We start from the raw sequence: 14,855 nt of genomic DNA, 5'->3' as shown, positions 1-14,855 counted from the left end.
ACCACCCGGCAATAGTCGGCTCGCCGATAGCCTCTTTCTTCGATTGGGGTAAACGCGCATGGCTACAATGCCTCCATCCCCCCGAGGTCCAGCCTCGGCGGCGGCTTGTCAGTCCTGACAGCAAGCTCGGCGTTACTGGCCGACTTGTCCTTTTCCCGGCCGGGCCCCTGGCTGGTGCCCCGAGCCTCATCCAGGCAACTCGCGGGCGGCGGGCCGGCGATTGCTCCCATAGAGCTCAATGACCTTTGAATCTCTCGGCTTGGCCGATCCGATTGTTCGTGCCGTTCGCGAACAAGGCTATTCACAACCCACCCCGATCCAGGCGCAAGCCATTCCCGCTGTTCTGAATGGCGGCGACCTGATGGCCGGTGCCCAGACCGGCACCGGCAAGACCGCCGGCTTCACGCTGCCGCTGCTGCACCGGCTGGCTGCACAGGGCCCCAAGCGCGACGCGAAAGGCCGCATAGCCATCCGCGCACTGATCCTCACGCCCACCCGTGAGCTCGCGGCGCAGGTCGAAGAAAGTGTTCGCCTGTATGGCAAGTTCCTGCCCCTCACCTCGATGGTGATGTTTGGCGGCGTCGGAATGCAACCGCAGATCGACCGCCTGCGCAAGGGCGTCGACATCCTCGTGGCCACCCCGGGCCGCCTGCTGGACCACCACCAGCAAGGCACGTTGGACCTGAGCCACGTGCAGATCTTCGTGCTCGACGAAGCCGACCGCATGCTCGACATGGGCTTCATCCACGACATCAAGAAGGTGCTGGCGATCCTGCCGGCGCAGAAGCAGAGCCTGCTGTTCTCCGCCACCTTCAGCGACGACATCAAGGCGCTGGCCGACCGCCTGCTGAACCAGCCGGCGCTGATCGAAGTCGCGCGTCGCAACGCCACGGCCGACACCATCGCGCAGAAGGTGCACCCGGTGGGCCGCGATCGAAAGAAGGAACTGCTGGCCCACCTGATCCGCCAAGGCAATTGGCACCAGGTGCTGGTGTTCACGCGCATGAAGCACGGTGCCAACCGGCTGGCCGAGTTCCTGAACAAGGAAGAAATCAGCGCGATGGCGATCCATGGCAACAAGAGCCAAGGCGCGCGGACCAAGGCACTGGCCGACTTCAAGAGCGGCGAGCTGCAGGTGCTGGTGGCCACCGATATCGCGGCACGTGGCATCGACATCGATCAACTGCCGCACGTCGTCAATTTCGAGCTGCCCAACGTGCCCGAAGACTATGTGCACCGTATCGGCCGCACCGGCCGCGCGGGCGCCCAGGGCGAGGCAGTGTCGCTCGTCTGCCTGGACGAAGAGATCTTCCTGCGAGACATCGAGAAGCTGATCAAGCGTGAAATCCCGCGCGAGGTCATTCCTGGCTTCGAAGCGCCTCCGGGCGAGCGCGCCGAACCCATCGTGCTGGGGCGGATGACCATCGGCATCGGCGGCACCCGTCGCGGTGGCGGCGGCGGTGGTGGCAACCACCCGCGCGGCGGCCGTCAAGGCGAGCGCAGCGGCGCACCGCGCCCCGAAAGCGCCGGCCGTCATGAGCCGCGTGGCGGCCAGAGCAAGCCGCAAGGCAAACCGGCGGCCGGCGGTCGCCCGGCGAACGGCCACGCACCGCACGGTGGACACAAGACGGCGCACAGCAATGCGCGGCCGGCGAGCCAAGGGGCAGGACACGCGCGCCCCGCTGGCGGCGGCAGCCAGAGCAACGGCTCGAACGCCAAGCCAGCCGCGGCACGGCTGCTGCGCGGCAAGCCCTGAAACACCACCCAGCCACCCCATGAATCCGCCGCCCTTCGGGGCGGTTTTTCATGGTGCCCGTGGTGCTCGCGCGGGCTTGTCGAGCAAGGGGCGATGGTGGAATACTGGGCCATGAACCGTACCGCCCTGATCGATCCCCAGTCCCTCACCTGGCTCGAGCTGGGAGAGGCCCAGCGTCTGCTCATCCAGCAGTTCCCGCGCCTGGCCTTTGGCCTCGACCTGGACGGCCGGGTGCTCTGGATCAATCCCGCGGGTGAGCGCGCCCTCGGCTTTGAGCCCGGCGAGCTGAAAGACAAGCCCCTGATCGGTACCGTGCTGCGGCGCGAAGAGATCGAGGCGCGCGCCGCCATGCTGGCGCGCGAGCTCGATGCTCGCGTCCCCGCCGACGCCAGCGTGTTCAGTGCGCGCTTAAGGCGTGGGCTGGTGGACGAACACGCCTGGGTGCTGCGCACCAAGGACGGCGAACCACGGACGGTTAACCTGTCGCTGGGCACCTTGCGGGCGGCCTCTGGCAGCGTCGTTGGCCTGTTGGCGGTTGAATGCGAAGGCCAACTGCCCCCCGATGCCCCCCTCGCGCTGACCCACCACGACAGTCTCACCGGGCTGCCCACACGCGCCGTGCTGCAAGACCGGGCCGAGATGGCCATGCAACGCGCTGCACGGGCCCAGACCAAAGTGGGCGTGCTGCTGGTTGAGCTGCACGGCTTTGAACAATTGTGCGAACAGCACGGCGCCAGCATCGGCGACGACCTGCTTCGTGCCACCGCAGGGCGCCTGCATTTCGAGTTGCGCAAGACCGACAGCGCCGCGCGTATGCCGGGTGGGCAGTTCGTCGCCATGCTGGTCGACCTGCACCAGGTCGACGAGGCCGAGCGGGTGGCCCACAAGATCGCGGCGGCACTCAGCAACCCGGTGAACACCGGCGTCGAAGTGATCAAGCCACGCTGCCGCGTGGGTGTGGCGGTCTACCCCGACCACGGTGACCAATTGCTGCCCCTGATGGAGGCGGCCAACCAGGCGCTGCGCACCACCGACGGCCAGAGCGAGCTCAGCGTGGCCGTGGCAGCCCCTGTCAGCCGCTGACATGCCCCCGCCGAAGCAGCCCAGGCGGCTGCTGCTCGCGGGAGCCACCGGCCTGGTGGGGCGTGCCGTCCTGCAGTGCCTGGCCGAACAGGCCCAGGCGGGGCATTCTCGCGGGCCCGTGGTGGCGTTGCTGCGCCGGCCCGCGGATGCTGCTCTCAGCGCGGCGCTGGCCCACGCGCGTGGAGAGGCATTGGTCCACCCCCGCCTCAGCGGCGCGATGGCGCTGCCACCCACGGATGATGTGCTGATCGCACTGGGCACCACCATCGCCGTGGCGGGCTCGCCCGACGCTTTCAGGGCCGTCGACTTCGACGCGGTGGTGGCGGTAGCACGTGCCGCCCGGGCCGCCGGTGCCGAGCGCATCGCCGTGGTCTCGGCACTGGGCGCCGACTCCCGATCGTCCGTCTTCTACAACCGCGTCAAGGGCGAGATGGAGGCCGCGGTCACCGCGGTGGGGTTCCCCAGCCTCGTGATCGGGCGGCCATCGCTGCTGGCAGGCAATCGGGCCGCATTGGGCCAACCCGTGCGGACGGGCGAGCAATGGGCCCTGCGTCTGATGCGGCCGATCCAGGGACTCATTCCCCCATCAGTGCGGCCGATCGAGGCTCGCCTGGTCGCGCGAGCGTTGCTCGGCGCCCTCGACGAAGGCGCGCCGGGCGTGCTGGTGCTGCCGTCGGCAGAGATGGCGAGGCGCGGCGCAGGCTGACCCCACGGCCCGCCTGCCCCTGCGGCGGCACACGCGTCAGAAGTGGATGCCTCGCATCATCTGCTGCAGGGCAATCGCCTCGGCCGACAGTTGGGGCTTGCTGCCCTTCTCGCCCTTGGCGGCATCCGAATCGGGGAACATCCGGAAGCTGGTGTTCATCGCGATCTGCGCGACGCGTGGCACCAATGCATGCAGCAGTTGCCCGGTGATGCCCAGCCGTGTGGCGATGCGCACCGGCTTGTAGACGCAGGCCTGGGCGATCATGTCGGCGGCCTCTTCCGGCGACAGCGTGGGCACGTTGTTGTAGATCTTGGTGGGCGCAATCATCGGCGTGCGCACCAGCGGCATGTTGATGGTGGTGAAGGTGACGCCCATGTCGCTGTACTCGCTGGAAGCGCAGCGCGTCCAGGCATCGAGTGCCGCCTTGCTGGCCACATAGGCTGAAAAGCGCGGGGCGTTGGTCAGCACGCCGATCGAGCTGATGTTCACCACGTGACCCTTGCGCTTTTTCACCATCCCCGGCAGCAAGCCCATGGTGACCCGCAGGCAGCCGAAGTAGTTCAACTGCATCGTGCGCTCGAAATCGTGGAAGCGGTCGTAGCTGTTCTCGATGGCGCGGCGGATCGATCGGCCCGCGTTGTTGATCAGGAAGTCGACGCCGCCGAAGGTTTCGGTGATCCAGGTGACCATCTCGTTGCAGCTCTGCTCATTGGCGATGTCGGCCGAGTAGATGTGCACCTGGGCCTCTTTGCCCGCCTTGCCGCGGATCTCAGCCTCTGCCTCCTTGAGCTTGACCTCGTCACGGGCACAGATGATCGTGATGGCCCCCGCTTCGGCGAACTTGATCGCTGCCGCCAGGCCGATGCCCGACGAGCCGCCCGTCACCAGCACGACCTTGCCGCCGACCGTGCCGCGCAGAGAGCGATCGATCATCAGATCGGGATCGAGGTGGCGCTCCCAGTAGTCCCACAGGCGCCAGGCGTAGTCATCCAGCTTCGGACACTCGATGCCCGAGCCCTTGAGCGCAGCCTGGGTGTCCCGGCAGTCGAACCGCGTCGGGTAGTTGATGAAGCTCATGATGTCCTCGGGCAGGCCGAGGTCCTTCATGACCGCATTGCGCACACGGCGCACCGGCGCCAGGGCCATCATCCCCTTCTTGACGCTCTTGGGGATGAAGCCGAGCAGCGCCGCATTGATGAACAGGTTCATCTTCGGCGCGTGGGCCGCCTTGGAGAAAATGTCCAGCACGTCGCCGACGCGGTAGCCCACCGGGTCAACCAGGTGGAAGCACGCGCCCTTGACCGCCGCCTTCGAGTGGCTGATGTGATCGAGCGCGTTCACGACGAAGTCAACCGGCACGATGTTGACGCGCCCACCCTCCAGGCCCACCGCCGGCATCCAGGGCGGCAGCACCTGCCGCATGCGCTGGATCAGCTTGAAGAAGTAGTAGGGACCATCGATCTTGTCCATCTCGCCGGTGGTGGAATCGCCAACGACCATCGCCGGCCGGTAGACCGTCCACGGCACCTTGCATTCCTTGCGGACGATCTTCTCGGACTCGTGCTTCGTCATGAAGTACGGGTGGTCAAGGCCTTCAGCCTCTTCGAACATGTCCTCGCGGAACACGCCCTCGTAGAGGCCCGCGGCCGCGATCGAGCTGACGTGATGCAGATGCCCGGCATCGATCGCCTTGGCGAACTCGACCACATTGCGGGTGCCTTCGATGTTGACCTGGACCTGGCTTTCCTCGTCGGCCGACAGATCGTAGACAGCCGCCAGGTGATAGACGGCATCGATCTGACCCTTGAGCTGCTTGATCACGTCCGTGGCGACGCCGAGCTTTTTCTCGGTGAGGTCGCCGCTGACCGCGATGGCCCGGGACTTGGACACGCCCCAGTCCTCGAGAAGGCCAGCGACCTTGCCCTCGCTGCCGGGGCGGATCAGGAAGTACACCGTCGAGCCACGGCGGCCGAGCAGCTTCTTGACGAGACGCTTGCCGATGAAGCCGGTTGCGCCGGTGACGAAATACTGCATGGGGCCTCCTGGGGTGAATGGGGTTCGGGACTCAGATGTTCGTGCCGATTTTGGCCCGCGCCGTGCGGACCTGGCCTTTCGCGCTTACCCGAGATAGGCGCGCGCACCTAGCGTTTTAGGATGCCGCCTCGAAATCCGGCTTCTACACTGGGTTTTATGAGGGTGGATGGTCCGCCCGCGTAGTCGCCAACCCCGAGCAAGGAAAGAGGATCCCACCATGGTCAAGAAGCTGAAGAAGATGGCTGAGCAGAAGTCGGCCTCCCCCGCGGGTCTGCTGGACAGCCAGCTGGCCGGTGCCGTGAAGGCTTCGGCGCAGCAGATCTGGCTGGCGGGCATGGGCGCCTTCGCGAAGGCCCAGGAAGAAGGCACCAAGGTCTTCGAAGCGCTGGTCAAGGAAGGCGTGACCCTGCAGCGCAAGACCCAGGCCGTGGCCGAAGAGCGGATCGGCGAAGTCACCGGCAAGATGAGCGCGATGGCCGGTGAAGTCACCAACAAGGCCGGCGCCTCGTGGGACAAGCTGGAATCGATCTTCGAAGCCCGCACCGCCAAGGCCCTGGGCAAGTTGGGTGTGCCCACCGCCAAGGACGTGGCCAACCTGACCGAGCGCGTCGATGCGCTGGCCAGCGCCGTTGCGAAGCTGGGCGGCAAGGTCGCCCCGGCCAAGAAGGCCGCCAAGGCTGAGAAGGTCGAGAAGGCCAACGGCACCGCGAAGAAGGCGGCCGCCAAGAAGCCGGTGGCCAAGAAGGCCGCCCCGGCGAAGAAGGCTGCTGCGCCTCGAAAGGCCGCCCCGCGCAAGAAGGCCGAGAAGCCCGCCGCCAGCGAAGCTCCCGCCGCTTGATCGCGCCTGCCTGCCGGGCGCTGGGCCACCCAGCGCTCCGGCCGGATAACGGATGCCACGCTTGAGTTCTCGCCGCCCCACGGTCGCGCCCCACCCGCCGACCGCCCCGCGGATCGCGCTGGCCCTGGCCGGTGGCGGCCCCTTGGGCGCCATCCATGAAATCGGCGCGTTGTGCGCGCTCGAAGAGGCCCTTCCCGGCCTCGATTTCACCCAACTGAACGCCTACATCGGCGTATCAGCCGGCGCCTTCATCGCCGCCGGTCTGGCCAACGGCATGACGCCGCGGCAGATGTGCGCCGCCTTCATCGAAAGCGACGGCGGCACCGACGACCTGATCGACCCCAAGCTCTTCACCCACCCGGCTTGGCGCGAACACCGCCGCCGGTTGCGCCGCTTGCCGCACCTGGCCAGCGAGGCCGCGTGGCAGGTCGCCGCCGGCAAGCTGCCGTGGGTGAATGCACTGGGCATGCTCGGCGGTGCACTGCCCAACGGCCTGTTCGACAACCAGGCGATGCAGGCCCAACTGGAACGGGTATTCGCCGCCCCGGGCCGCAGCAACGACTTTCGCCAATTGCGCCGGCAGTTGGTGGTCGTGGCCACCGACCTGGACACCGGTGAAGCCGCGCCTTTCGGCTTGCCGGGGTGGGACGACACCCCGATCGCCCGCGCGGTGATCGCCAGTGCCGCTCTGCCGGGGCTGTATCCGCCCGTGGCCATCAAGGGCCGCCATTACGTCGACGGCGCCCTGAAAAAGACCATCCATGCCTCGGTGCTGCTCGACCAGGGCCAGGACCTGCTGATCTGCTTGAACCCCCTGGTGCCCTTCGACGCATCGTCTCAAGCCGCCCGCAACAATGCCGCGGGCGGGCATGAGGGGACGATTCCGCACCTGGCCTCGGTCGGTCTACCGGCCGTGCTGAGCCAGACCTTCCGTTCGCTGATCCATTCGCGGCTGGAGCTCGGCCTGAAGGGGTATGCCCACAGCCACCCCGAATGCGACATCGTGCTGATCGAGCCGGACCGCCACGACCCGCAGATGTTCCGCGCCGGCACGTTCAGCTACACCTTGCGCCGGGAGCTGGCAGAACACGCCTACCAGCAGACCCGCCGCTGGCTGCGCACCCGTTGTGCGGAACTGGCGCCGGTCTTTGCCGAGCACGGCGTGCCGCTGGATCTGGATTCGCTGTTCCGCGACCGTCGCCTGCTGCCGAAACTGGCCCTGCGACGGTCTGGCAATCAGCTGACGGAACGCACCCATCAGGTGCTGGACCGGCTCGAAGCCGAGTTGCGACGGCTCAGCACGACCGCCCCATCGGCCTGACTGCCACCAACCTCGGAGGGCGACGGCGCGGCCCCGCCGTGTTGCTCCGGCGATCAGCGCGTCACCGCGCCAGCGCTACAACTTGACCAGCTCCACCCGCCGGTTCTTGGCACGCCCCTCTTCGAGCCGGTTGTCGGCGATCGGCATCTCCGAACCGCGGCCTGCCGCCTGCAGTCGCTTGGCGTCGATACCCTGGGCCACGATCGCTTTCATGACGGCCTGGGCACGCGCCTCGGACAATCTCTTGTTGTCTGCGCTCTGCCCAGCTTCCGGGCCACGCGCTCACAGATACCGTGATTCGAGGTGGGCCTTGAAGTGGGCCGGGTTCAGCGTCTCGCCGCTGGCGTGGAGGGCCAGCTCGTCGGTGGTCCAGCGGCTGCCCTGGCTCCAGATCTTCTGGTCGAGCCAGTCGAACACGGGGCTCAGTTCGCCCTCGTCCAGCCGGGTGTCGAGGTCAGGCATTTCGCGCCGCATGGCGGCGAACCACTGCGCGGCATACATCGCGCCCAGCGAGTAGCAGGGGAAGTAGCCGAACAGCCCCTCGGGCCAGTGCACATCCTGCATGGGGCCATCTTTGAAGTTGCCGCGGGTGTCGATGCCCAGCAACTCCATCATCGCGGCATCCCACAGCGCAGGGATGTCCTCCGCTTCGACCTCGCCTTCGACCAGCGCGCGCTCGATGTCGAATCGCAGCATCACATGCGCGGGGTAGGTCACTTCATCGGCATCGACACGGATGAACCCGGGCTTCACGCGGGTCAGCAAGCGATGCAGGTTGCCCGGCATGAAGGCGGCCTGGTCACCAAACGCCTCCACGAGCATCGGCGACAGCAGCCGCGCGACGCCGGGATGCCCGCCCAGCTGCATTTCGAAAGACAGGCTCTGGCTTTCGTGCAGCGCCATCGAACGGGCCTCGGCCACCGGCTGGCCCAGCCACTGCCGCGGCAGGCGCTGCTCGTAGCGGCCGTGCCCGGTCTCGTGCATCGTCCCCATCAGGCTTTGCAGGAAGTCGTCTTCGCGGAACCGTGTCGTCAGGCGCACGTCTTCGGGCACACCGCCCGAGAAGGGATGCGCGCTCACATCGAGACGGCCGGCACTGAAGTCGAACTGCAGCAATTGCATCACCCGCTCGCACAAGCCGCGCTGCGCCTCGATGGCAAACGGGCCATGCGGCTGGAGCACCATCTCGCGGGCCTGCTTTTCGGTCACGCGCCGAATCAGCCCGGGCAACCAGCTTCGCACCTCGCCGAACACCTGCCTCACCTTGGCGGTGGTCATGCCGGGCTCGTATTGGTCCATCAGCGCGTCGTAGGGCGTGAGGCCGGTGCGATCGGCCAGTCGCTGGGCCGTCTCGCGGGTCACGGCCAGCACCTCCTTCAGGTTGGGCAGGAAACCCACCCAGTCATTCGCCGGCCGCTGGGTACGCCATGCATGCTCGCAGCGCGAGGTGGCCAGCGAGCGGCGCTCGACCAGCGCCTCGGGCAAGGCGGTGTTCGCCTCCCATTGCCGCCGCATCTCGCGCAAGTTGGCGCGTTGCTGATCGCTCAGGGATTCATGCCCCGCCGCCTCCAGGCCGCCACCCAGCTCGGGGTCGGTGCGCAGGCGATGCAGCAAAGCAGCCATCTCCGCCAACGCTGCCGAGCGCGCCTCATTGCCACTGGGCGGCATGTTCGCCTGCTGGTCCCAATGGGCCATGTGTTGCAAATGCGCGAACCGGTGGATGCGCGTGAAGCGATCGGTGAGCGCGTCGTACTGCGGGGTGGCTGGTGACATCGGCTGTGCGTGCTCGTGGCGGGCACGGTCTCTCAAACAACAAGACTGACGGGAACGTGCCCGATTGTGGGCCGAACGGCCGCCCCTGGAGGCGCTTCAGCCCCCCCCCTCATGGGGGATGGCGGGGGAGCGACGGCCGTTGTTCTAGCCGAGATGCGCGCACCTCATTCAGGTACTCAAACTACACAAATACTACGAATGAGAATCCAGAAATTCGGCTGTCAGGTCCAGAGAATTGATCTTTTATCAGGGCAATCCGTCTTGCGTTGCGCGACGTGATGTACTGAAACTACTTAGGTTCGGTGCCAACGATGTGCCGGATCGCTCGCAAAAAGGCTGGCTGGCGACTTCCTGCTCCGGCAGGTTTTCTTCCCCCAACCCTGGCGCGTCTTTCGCGGCCAGCCCTCGGCGCGCCAATCGCACGAGTGAGAACGATATGAAGAACGATCGGAGACAAGGTCTGCTGACCACCCCGCTGCTCGCGGCCATCGCGGCCGGGCTGACCGCCACAGCCGCCCAGGCCGCGCTCAACCCACGCGACACCTCGGTGCAGATGTTCCAGTGGAGCTGGAACGACATCGCCACCGAATGCACGCAATGGCTGGGCCCGCAAGGCTACGGCGGGGTGCAGATCTCGCCCCCCGGCGCCTCGAAAGTGGCCAACGGTTGGTGGGGGGTGTACCAGCCCGTCAACTACGCCTCGCTCAGCAGTCGCATGGGCAATGCCTCGCAGCTGCAAACCATGATCGACACATGCCACGCCGCGGGCGTCCGCGTCTATGCCGACATCGTCGTCAACCAGATGGCGGACGGCTCGGGCACCGCCACCGACGGCTCCACCTGGAACGCCGACACGCTGAGCTACCCCTTCTTCAGCGCCTTCGACTTCCACAGCCGCTGCGACATCCAGCCCAGCGACTACAACCAGGCCAACACCCGCGACCGGGTGATGAACTGCCGCATGGGGGGTCTTCCGGATCTCGCCACCGAGAACAGCTACGTGCAAGGCCAGATCGTCAACTACCTGCGCACGCTGCTGAACATGGGCGTGGACGGCTTTCGCATCGATGCGGCCAAGCACATGCCGGCATCGGCGCTGCAAAGCATCATGAACGCCGTGAAGTCGACCAACCCGCTCACCAAGGCCGGTGAGCCGATCTGGGTGACACAAGAGATCATTCCGGACGGCGGTGTGACGCGTTCGGACTACTTCAGCATCGGCACGGTCAACGAATTCCAGTTCACCTACGCGATGCGCGATGTGTTCCGCGGCACCAACGGGCTGACGCTGTCCTCGATCCCGTCGATCATGGGCACCTGGGGCAACTGGGGCGGCAGCTGGGGCTTCATGCAGCCACAGTTCGCCACCATCTTCATCAACAACTGGGACACCGAGCGGCAGGACTCGCTGAACACCGCCAACTACACCGGCGCCATCAACGACACCGCCGGCACCAAGCGCTACGACCTGGCCAACATCTTCATGCTGGCCCAGGGCTACGGCGAGGCCCAGCTGCATTCCGGCTTCCGTTTCACCAACAAGGACGCCGACCGGCCGACTGCCAGCCCCTATCTGAACGGGGTGCCCCAGATCAACGTGGCCTGGGACTTTGTGCATCGGTGGGCCGACATCTCCAACATCGTCAAGTTCCGCTCGGCGATGAACGGCCAGCCCCAGCAGAACTGGATCGTCGGCAACAACGGCAACCAGGTCACCTTCAACCGGGGCACGACGGGCTTCGTCGCGCTGAACAACAGTGCCAGCGCGTGGACGCAGACCTTCAACACCCGGCTGCCGGCAGGCACCTACTGCAACATCGTCCAGGGCACCCTCGCCGCAGATGGACAGAGCTGCACCGGCGGCACCGTCACGGTGGACGCCAGCGGCAACGCGCCCATCACGGTGGCCGCCAACAACGGTGGCAGCACCGTGCCGGCCGTGGTGATCTACACCGGCCAGAAGGTTGCCGGCGGCGGTGGCGGCGATGGCACCTGCGCCGTGACCTTCAAGATCGCGAACGCGAACACGAGTTGGGGTGAAAACCTGTATGTCGTGGGCAACCAGACGGCGCTGGGCAACTGGACGCCCGCGAAGGGCTTTGCGCTGACGATCCAGGGCACCGGCGGCGCCAACGCCACTTGGAAGGGCACGGTGGCGCTTCCGGCCAAGACCGCCATTCAGTACAAGTACGTGAAGTGGAACGGAACAACCGCGGTGTGGGAAAGCAACCAGCCCACCCCCAGCGGCAACCGCGAAATCACCACCTGCGCCAAGGGCACCACCAAGGCACAGAACGACGGCAACTTCAAGTTCTGAGCCCGCTCGGGTGCGCCTCGCCTCGGCGAGCCGCACCCCGACGAGCCAGCCCGGGCGGGTGAGTCAGCCAATCGCCGGCCACCGCCCGGGGAACCACCACATCAGCGCAGCGGTCATCGTCACATAGCGGGCCAGCTTGCCGATCGCCATGTAGACCACACACGGCCAGAACGGCAGCCGCAACCAGCCGGCCACCGCGCACAGCGGATCACCGACGACCGGCAACCAGCTCAGCAGGCACGCTTTAGCCCCAAATCGCTGCAACCAGCCCAGGGCGCGCGCCTCACTCGGTGGGCGTTCGGCCAATCGCTCGTAGGCCCGCTCGGCACCATAGCCCATCCACCACGAGATCGCGCCGCCGATGGTGTTGCCTACCGTCGCCACCAGCACGGCGGGCCAGAACAGCGACTCGTCGAGCTTGACCAGGCCGATGACCGCGAACTCCGAGCCCAACGGCAGCAAGGTGGCCGAGACCACCGACACCACAAAGACGGCGGTGAGCCCCAGGCGCGGCACCGCCAGCGCAGCCAACAACCCGTTCACCCACGCCGCAATGCTCGCTTCCATGCCGGGCCATTATGGAAGGCCCGGGGGGCGCCACCGTCCAAGCCATGCAACAGTGGTTGTCCGCCAGGCGCACCGCTGCCATCATCCGACGGTTGAGGGCCCGGCGAAGCCGCCACGGCCGCCCCTTCACTCGAACCGACGCACCATGCCGCACATTGCCGCTTCCGTCCGTCACCCGAGAGCGAGTGCCCCGCATTGGGCGGCCGCCGTCTGGCTCGGTCTGATCTCCTGGCAAGCCCACGCCGCCGATGGGGCCTGCACGCAGATGACGGCCTCTGGCAACCCCGAGTACCCACCGTTTTTGTGGCGAGACCCCGACAACGACAACCGCCTGATCGGCGCCAATGCCGATCTGATGCAGTGGCTGGCCAAAGAGATCGGCGTGCCCATCGAAGTGCAGTACAGCGGGCCCTGGGGCCGGGTGCAGGAAGAAACGCGCCTGGGCCATGTCGACCTGATCGCCGGCGCGTTCTTCACCCTGCCGCGCACCGAGTACATGGACTACTTTCACCCCGCGTTCCACGAAACGCGCTCGGTGATCTGGACGCGTGAAGACAACAGCGCGTTGAAGTTCCGCCGCTGGTCCGACCTGATCGGCGTGCAGGGCGTGACCGTCATCAACAACAGCTTTGGCGAAGAGTTCGACCGCTACGCCCGAGAGAAGCTGAAGATCAACCAGGTGGCCAGCCTGGAGCAGGCCATCCAGATCGTGCAAAGCGGACGGGCCAGCTACCTGGTCTATGAAGACAGCCCCGGCCAGGCCTTTCTGGCCCGCCGAGGCATCACCGACGTGAAGATGCTGGGCGAGCCGGTCGCACGAGAGAACCTCTACCTCACGTTCTCGCACCGTTCGCCGTGCAACACGCCTGAGATGCGCGGCCGCATCGCGCGGGCCCTGTACAAGCTGAGCCGCGACAAGACCATGGGCGGCTTTGTCGACAAGGCCATCCAGCTCTGGCGTCGCCAGACCGCCAAGTAGCCCACGGCTCGCCAGCAGCATGCCCCGCGGCGCGCGGGTGACGGCAGGTAGAATCCTGCCTCCTTTTTGAGCACCCATGCCCCCGCCCGACCTCCTCCGCCCCTTGCGCATCGGCCCCTTCGATCTGGCGAACAACCTGTTCGTCGCCCCGATGGCCGGGGTGACGGATCGGCCGTTCCGGCAGTTGTGCAAGCGACTGGGCGCGGGCTACGCCGTCAGCGAAATGGTCACGTCGCGCAAAGACTTGTGGCAATCGCTGAAGACCTCGCGCCGCGCCAATCATGACGGCGAACCGGGCCCCATTGCGGTGCAGATCGCCGGCACAGACGCCGCGATGATGGCCGAGGCGGCGGCCTACAACATCGATCGCGGCGCGCAGATCATCGACATCAACATGGGCTGCCCGGCCAAGAAGGTGTGCAACAAATGGGCGGGCTCGGCGCTGATGCGCGATGAGCCGGGTGCGTTGGCCATCGTCGAGGCGGTGGTGGCGGCCTGTGCGCCGCGCGGCGTGCCCGTGACCCTGAAGATGCGCACCGGCTGGTGTGCCGAAGAGCGCAACGCCCTCACGCTGGCGCGCGCCGCCGAAAGTGCGGGCGTGGCCCTGGTCACCGTGCATGGCCGCACCCGCGAGCAAGGCTACAGCGGCCGGGCAGAGCACGACACCGTGGCCGCCATCAAGGCCGCGCTGCGCATCCCCGTGGTGGCCAATGGCGACATCAACTCCCCCGAGCGCGCCGCCGAGGTGCTGCGCGCCACCGGTGCCGATGCGGTGATGATCGGCCGCGCAGCCCAGGGCCGGCCCTGGATCTTCGACGACATCGCCCACTATCTGGCGCAAGGCACTCACCGCCCGGCACCCGCCACGCGCGACGTGCAGCGCTGGCTCACCGAACACCTGGCCGACCACTACGCGCTGTACGGTGAAGACACCGGCGTGCGCAGCGCGCGCAAGCACATCGGTTGGGCCGTGCGCACCTTGCCCGGCGGCGAGGCCTTCCGCGCCGTCATGAACACCCTCGACGACGCGGCGGCACAGCTGCGCGCCGTCACCACTTTTTTCGACCACCTGGCTGACAGCCACGAGCGCCTTCCCCACAGCGGCCTCGATGCGGCCGCCAACCAGGATCAGATCGCCCTGCTCGCCTGAGCCCCCATTGCCTGTCGCCCGCCCTCAGGGGCGGGCTTGCTGTATTTCGCATGAGCAAGAAAAACATCGAAGAGTGCGTCCGCGAGACGCTGACCCAGTACTTCAAAGACCTGAACGGCGAAGAGCCCCACTCGCTGCACGACATGGTCATCCTCGCGGCCGAAAAGCCCCTGCTCGACGTGGTAATGCGCCAGGCCGAAGGCAACCAGAGCAAGGCCGCCGAATGGCTGGGCATCAACCGCAACACGCTGCGCCGCAAACTGGTCGACCACAAGCTGATCAAATGAAGCCTCCAACGCCCCTCCCGGGGCAGCCCCCCACGGGGCAGCCC

General features: G+C 66.8%; 12 protein-coding genes and 1 pseudogene. 9 read left to right on the top strand and 4 right to left on the bottom strand.

Annotation, left to right across the window (positions count from 1 at the left end):
- Positions 1 to 238 precede the first annotated feature (238 nt).
- The 3 genes from AACH06_RS12385 to AACH06_RS12375 all read left to right on the top strand — a co-directional run bounded on the left by AACH06_RS12385 (position 239) and on the right by AACH06_RS12375 (position 3,545).
- Positions 239 to 1,756 carry a DEAD/DEAH box helicase gene (locus AACH06_RS12385; protein WP_341426005.1) on the top strand — a complete coding sequence of 506 codons (1,518 nt, stop codon included), beginning with the start codon at positions 239 to 241 and terminating at the stop codon, positions 1,754 to 1,756.
- Positions 1,757 to 1,867: 111 nt separating this feature from the next.
- The gene (locus AACH06_RS12380; protein WP_341426004.1) at positions 1,868 to 2,839 is read left to right on the top strand and encodes a diguanylate cyclase domain-containing protein; all 972 of its coding nucleotides are present in this window, start codon (positions 1,868 to 1,870) and stop codon (positions 2,837 to 2,839) included.
- 1 nt (position 2,840) lies between these two features.
- Positions 2,841 to 3,545 (top strand): NAD(P)H-binding protein, encoded by a 705-nt coding sequence (locus AACH06_RS12375; RefSeq protein WP_341426003.1) that lies wholly within the window; start codon positions 2,841 to 2,843, stop codon positions 3,543 to 3,545.
- A 36-nt stretch (positions 3,546 to 3,581) separates the two neighbouring features.
- Here AACH06_RS12375 and AACH06_RS12370 read toward each other — a convergent pair whose 3' ends face one another.
- Positions 3,582 to 5,579: an SDR family oxidoreductase gene (locus AACH06_RS12370; protein ID WP_341426002.1), complete on the bottom strand. Its 1,998-nt coding sequence runs from the start codon at positions 5,577 to 5,579 to the stop codon at positions 3,582 to 3,584.
- Positions 5,580 to 5,796: 217 nt separating this feature from the next.
- On the opposite strand from AACH06_RS12370, the gene AACH06_RS12365 reads away from it, so the two are divergent.
- Positions 5,797 to 6,417 (top strand): phasin family protein, encoded by a 621-nt coding sequence (locus tag AACH06_RS12365; RefSeq protein ID WP_341426001.1) that lies wholly within the window; start codon positions 5,797 to 5,799, stop codon positions 6,415 to 6,417.
- Positions 6,418 to 6,478: 61 nt separating this feature from the next.
- On the top strand, positions 6,479 to 7,738 hold the full coding sequence (locus AACH06_RS12360) for a patatin-like phospholipase family protein (protein WP_341425999.1): 1,260 nt from the start codon (positions 6,479 to 6,481) through the stop codon (positions 7,736 to 7,738).
- A 75-nt stretch (positions 7,739 to 7,813) separates the two neighbouring features.
- On the opposite strand, the pseudogene AACH06_RS12355 reads toward AACH06_RS12360, so the two are convergent.
- Together AACH06_RS12355 and AACH06_RS12350 are read right to left on the bottom strand one after the other, a co-directional pair.
- Positions 7,814 to 7,993: pseudogene (locus tag AACH06_RS12355) on the bottom strand (OmpA family protein); the annotation flags it as partial.
- 27 nt (positions 7,994 to 8,020) lie between these two features.
- Positions 8,021 to 9,511, bottom strand: a complete 1,491-nt coding sequence (locus AACH06_RS12350) for a carboxypeptidase M32 (RefSeq protein ID WP_341425998.1) — start codon at positions 9,509 to 9,511, stop codon at positions 8,021 to 8,023.
- A gap of 436 nt (positions 9,512 to 9,947) precedes the next feature.
- Between AACH06_RS12350 and AACH06_RS12345 the strand changes: the two genes are divergently transcribed.
- Positions 9,948 to 11,828 carry a carbohydrate-binding module family 20 domain-containing protein gene (locus AACH06_RS12345; RefSeq protein WP_341425997.1) on the top strand — a complete coding sequence of 627 codons (1,881 nt, stop codon included), beginning with the start codon at positions 9,948 to 9,950 and terminating at the stop codon, positions 11,826 to 11,828.
- A 63-nt stretch (positions 11,829 to 11,891) separates the two neighbouring features.
- Here AACH06_RS12345 and AACH06_RS12340 read toward each other — a convergent pair whose 3' ends face one another.
- Entirely contained in the window at positions 11,892 to 12,395 is a 504-nt protein-coding gene (locus AACH06_RS12340; RefSeq protein WP_341425996.1) for a YqaA family protein, read from the bottom strand.
- Positions 12,396 to 12,540: 145 nt separating this feature from the next.
- Between AACH06_RS12340 and AACH06_RS12335 the strand changes: the two genes are divergently transcribed.
- From AACH06_RS12335 to AACH06_RS12325, 3 genes are all read left to right on the top strand, one after another.
- Positions 12,541 to 13,374 (top strand): substrate-binding periplasmic protein, encoded by an 834-nt coding sequence (locus AACH06_RS12335; protein WP_341425995.1) that lies wholly within the window; start codon positions 12,541 to 12,543, stop codon positions 13,372 to 13,374.
- 103 nt (positions 13,375 to 13,477) lie between these two features.
- A complete protein-coding gene (gene dusB, locus AACH06_RS12330) occupies positions 13,478 to 14,524 on the top strand; it encodes a tRNA dihydrouridine synthase DusB (RefSeq protein WP_341426197.1) in 1,047 nt (348 codons plus the stop codon).
- A 50-nt stretch (positions 14,525 to 14,574) separates the two neighbouring features.
- The gene (locus AACH06_RS12325) at positions 14,575 to 14,811 is read left to right on the top strand and encodes a Fis family transcriptional regulator (protein WP_341425994.1); all 237 of its coding nucleotides are present in this window, start codon (positions 14,575 to 14,577) and stop codon (positions 14,809 to 14,811) included.
- The last annotated feature ends 44 nt before the right edge of the window (positions 14,812 to 14,855 follow it).

The sequence above is a fragment of the Ideonella lacteola genome, from assembly GCF_038066555.1.
In the GTDB taxonomy this organism is placed as follows: Bacteria; Pseudomonadota; Gammaproteobacteria; order Burkholderiales; family Burkholderiaceae_C; genus Ideonella; species Ideonella lacteola.
Note: the sequence above shows the minus strand (reverse complement) of the source record. Positions and strands in the feature narration are given on the sequence as shown.

Excerpts from the sequence above, each read along its gene's own strand:
- AACH06_RS12365 (WP_341426001.1), top strand. The coding sequence starts at position 5,797 with ATGGTCAAGAAGCTGAAGAAGATGGCTGAGCAGAAGTCGGCCTCCCCC.
- AACH06_RS12345 (WP_341425997.1), top strand. The coding sequence starts at position 9,948 with ATGAAGAACGATCGGAGACAAGGTCTGCTGACCACCCCGCTGCTCGCG.
- AACH06_RS12350 (WP_341425998.1), bottom strand. The coding sequence starts at position 9,511 with ATGTCACCAGCCACCCCGCAGTACGACGCGCTCACCGATCGCTTCACG.
- AACH06_RS12385 (WP_341426005.1), top strand. The coding sequence starts at position 239 with ATGACCTTTGAATCTCTCGGCTTGGCCGATCCGATTGTTCGTGCCGTT.
- AACH06_RS12335 (WP_341425995.1), top strand. The coding sequence starts at position 12,541 with ATGCCGCACATTGCCGCTTCCGTCCGTCACCCGAGAGCGAGTGCCCCG.
- AACH06_RS12325 (WP_341425994.1), top strand. The coding sequence starts at position 14,575 with ATGAGCAAGAAAAACATCGAAGAGTGCGTCCGCGAGACGCTGACCCAG.
- AACH06_RS12340 (WP_341425996.1), bottom strand. The coding sequence starts at position 12,395 with ATGGAAGCGAGCATTGCGGCGTGGGTGAACGGGTTGTTGGCTGCGCTG.
- AACH06_RS12375 (WP_341426003.1), top strand. The coding sequence starts at position 2,841 with ATGCCCCCGCCGAAGCAGCCCAGGCGGCTGCTGCTCGCGGGAGCCACC.
- AACH06_RS12380 (WP_341426004.1), top strand. The coding sequence starts at position 1,868 with ATGAACCGTACCGCCCTGATCGATCCCCAGTCCCTCACCTGGCTCGAG.
- AACH06_RS12370 (WP_341426002.1), bottom strand. The coding sequence starts at position 5,579 with ATGCAGTATTTCGTCACCGGCGCAACCGGCTTCATCGGCAAGCGTCTC.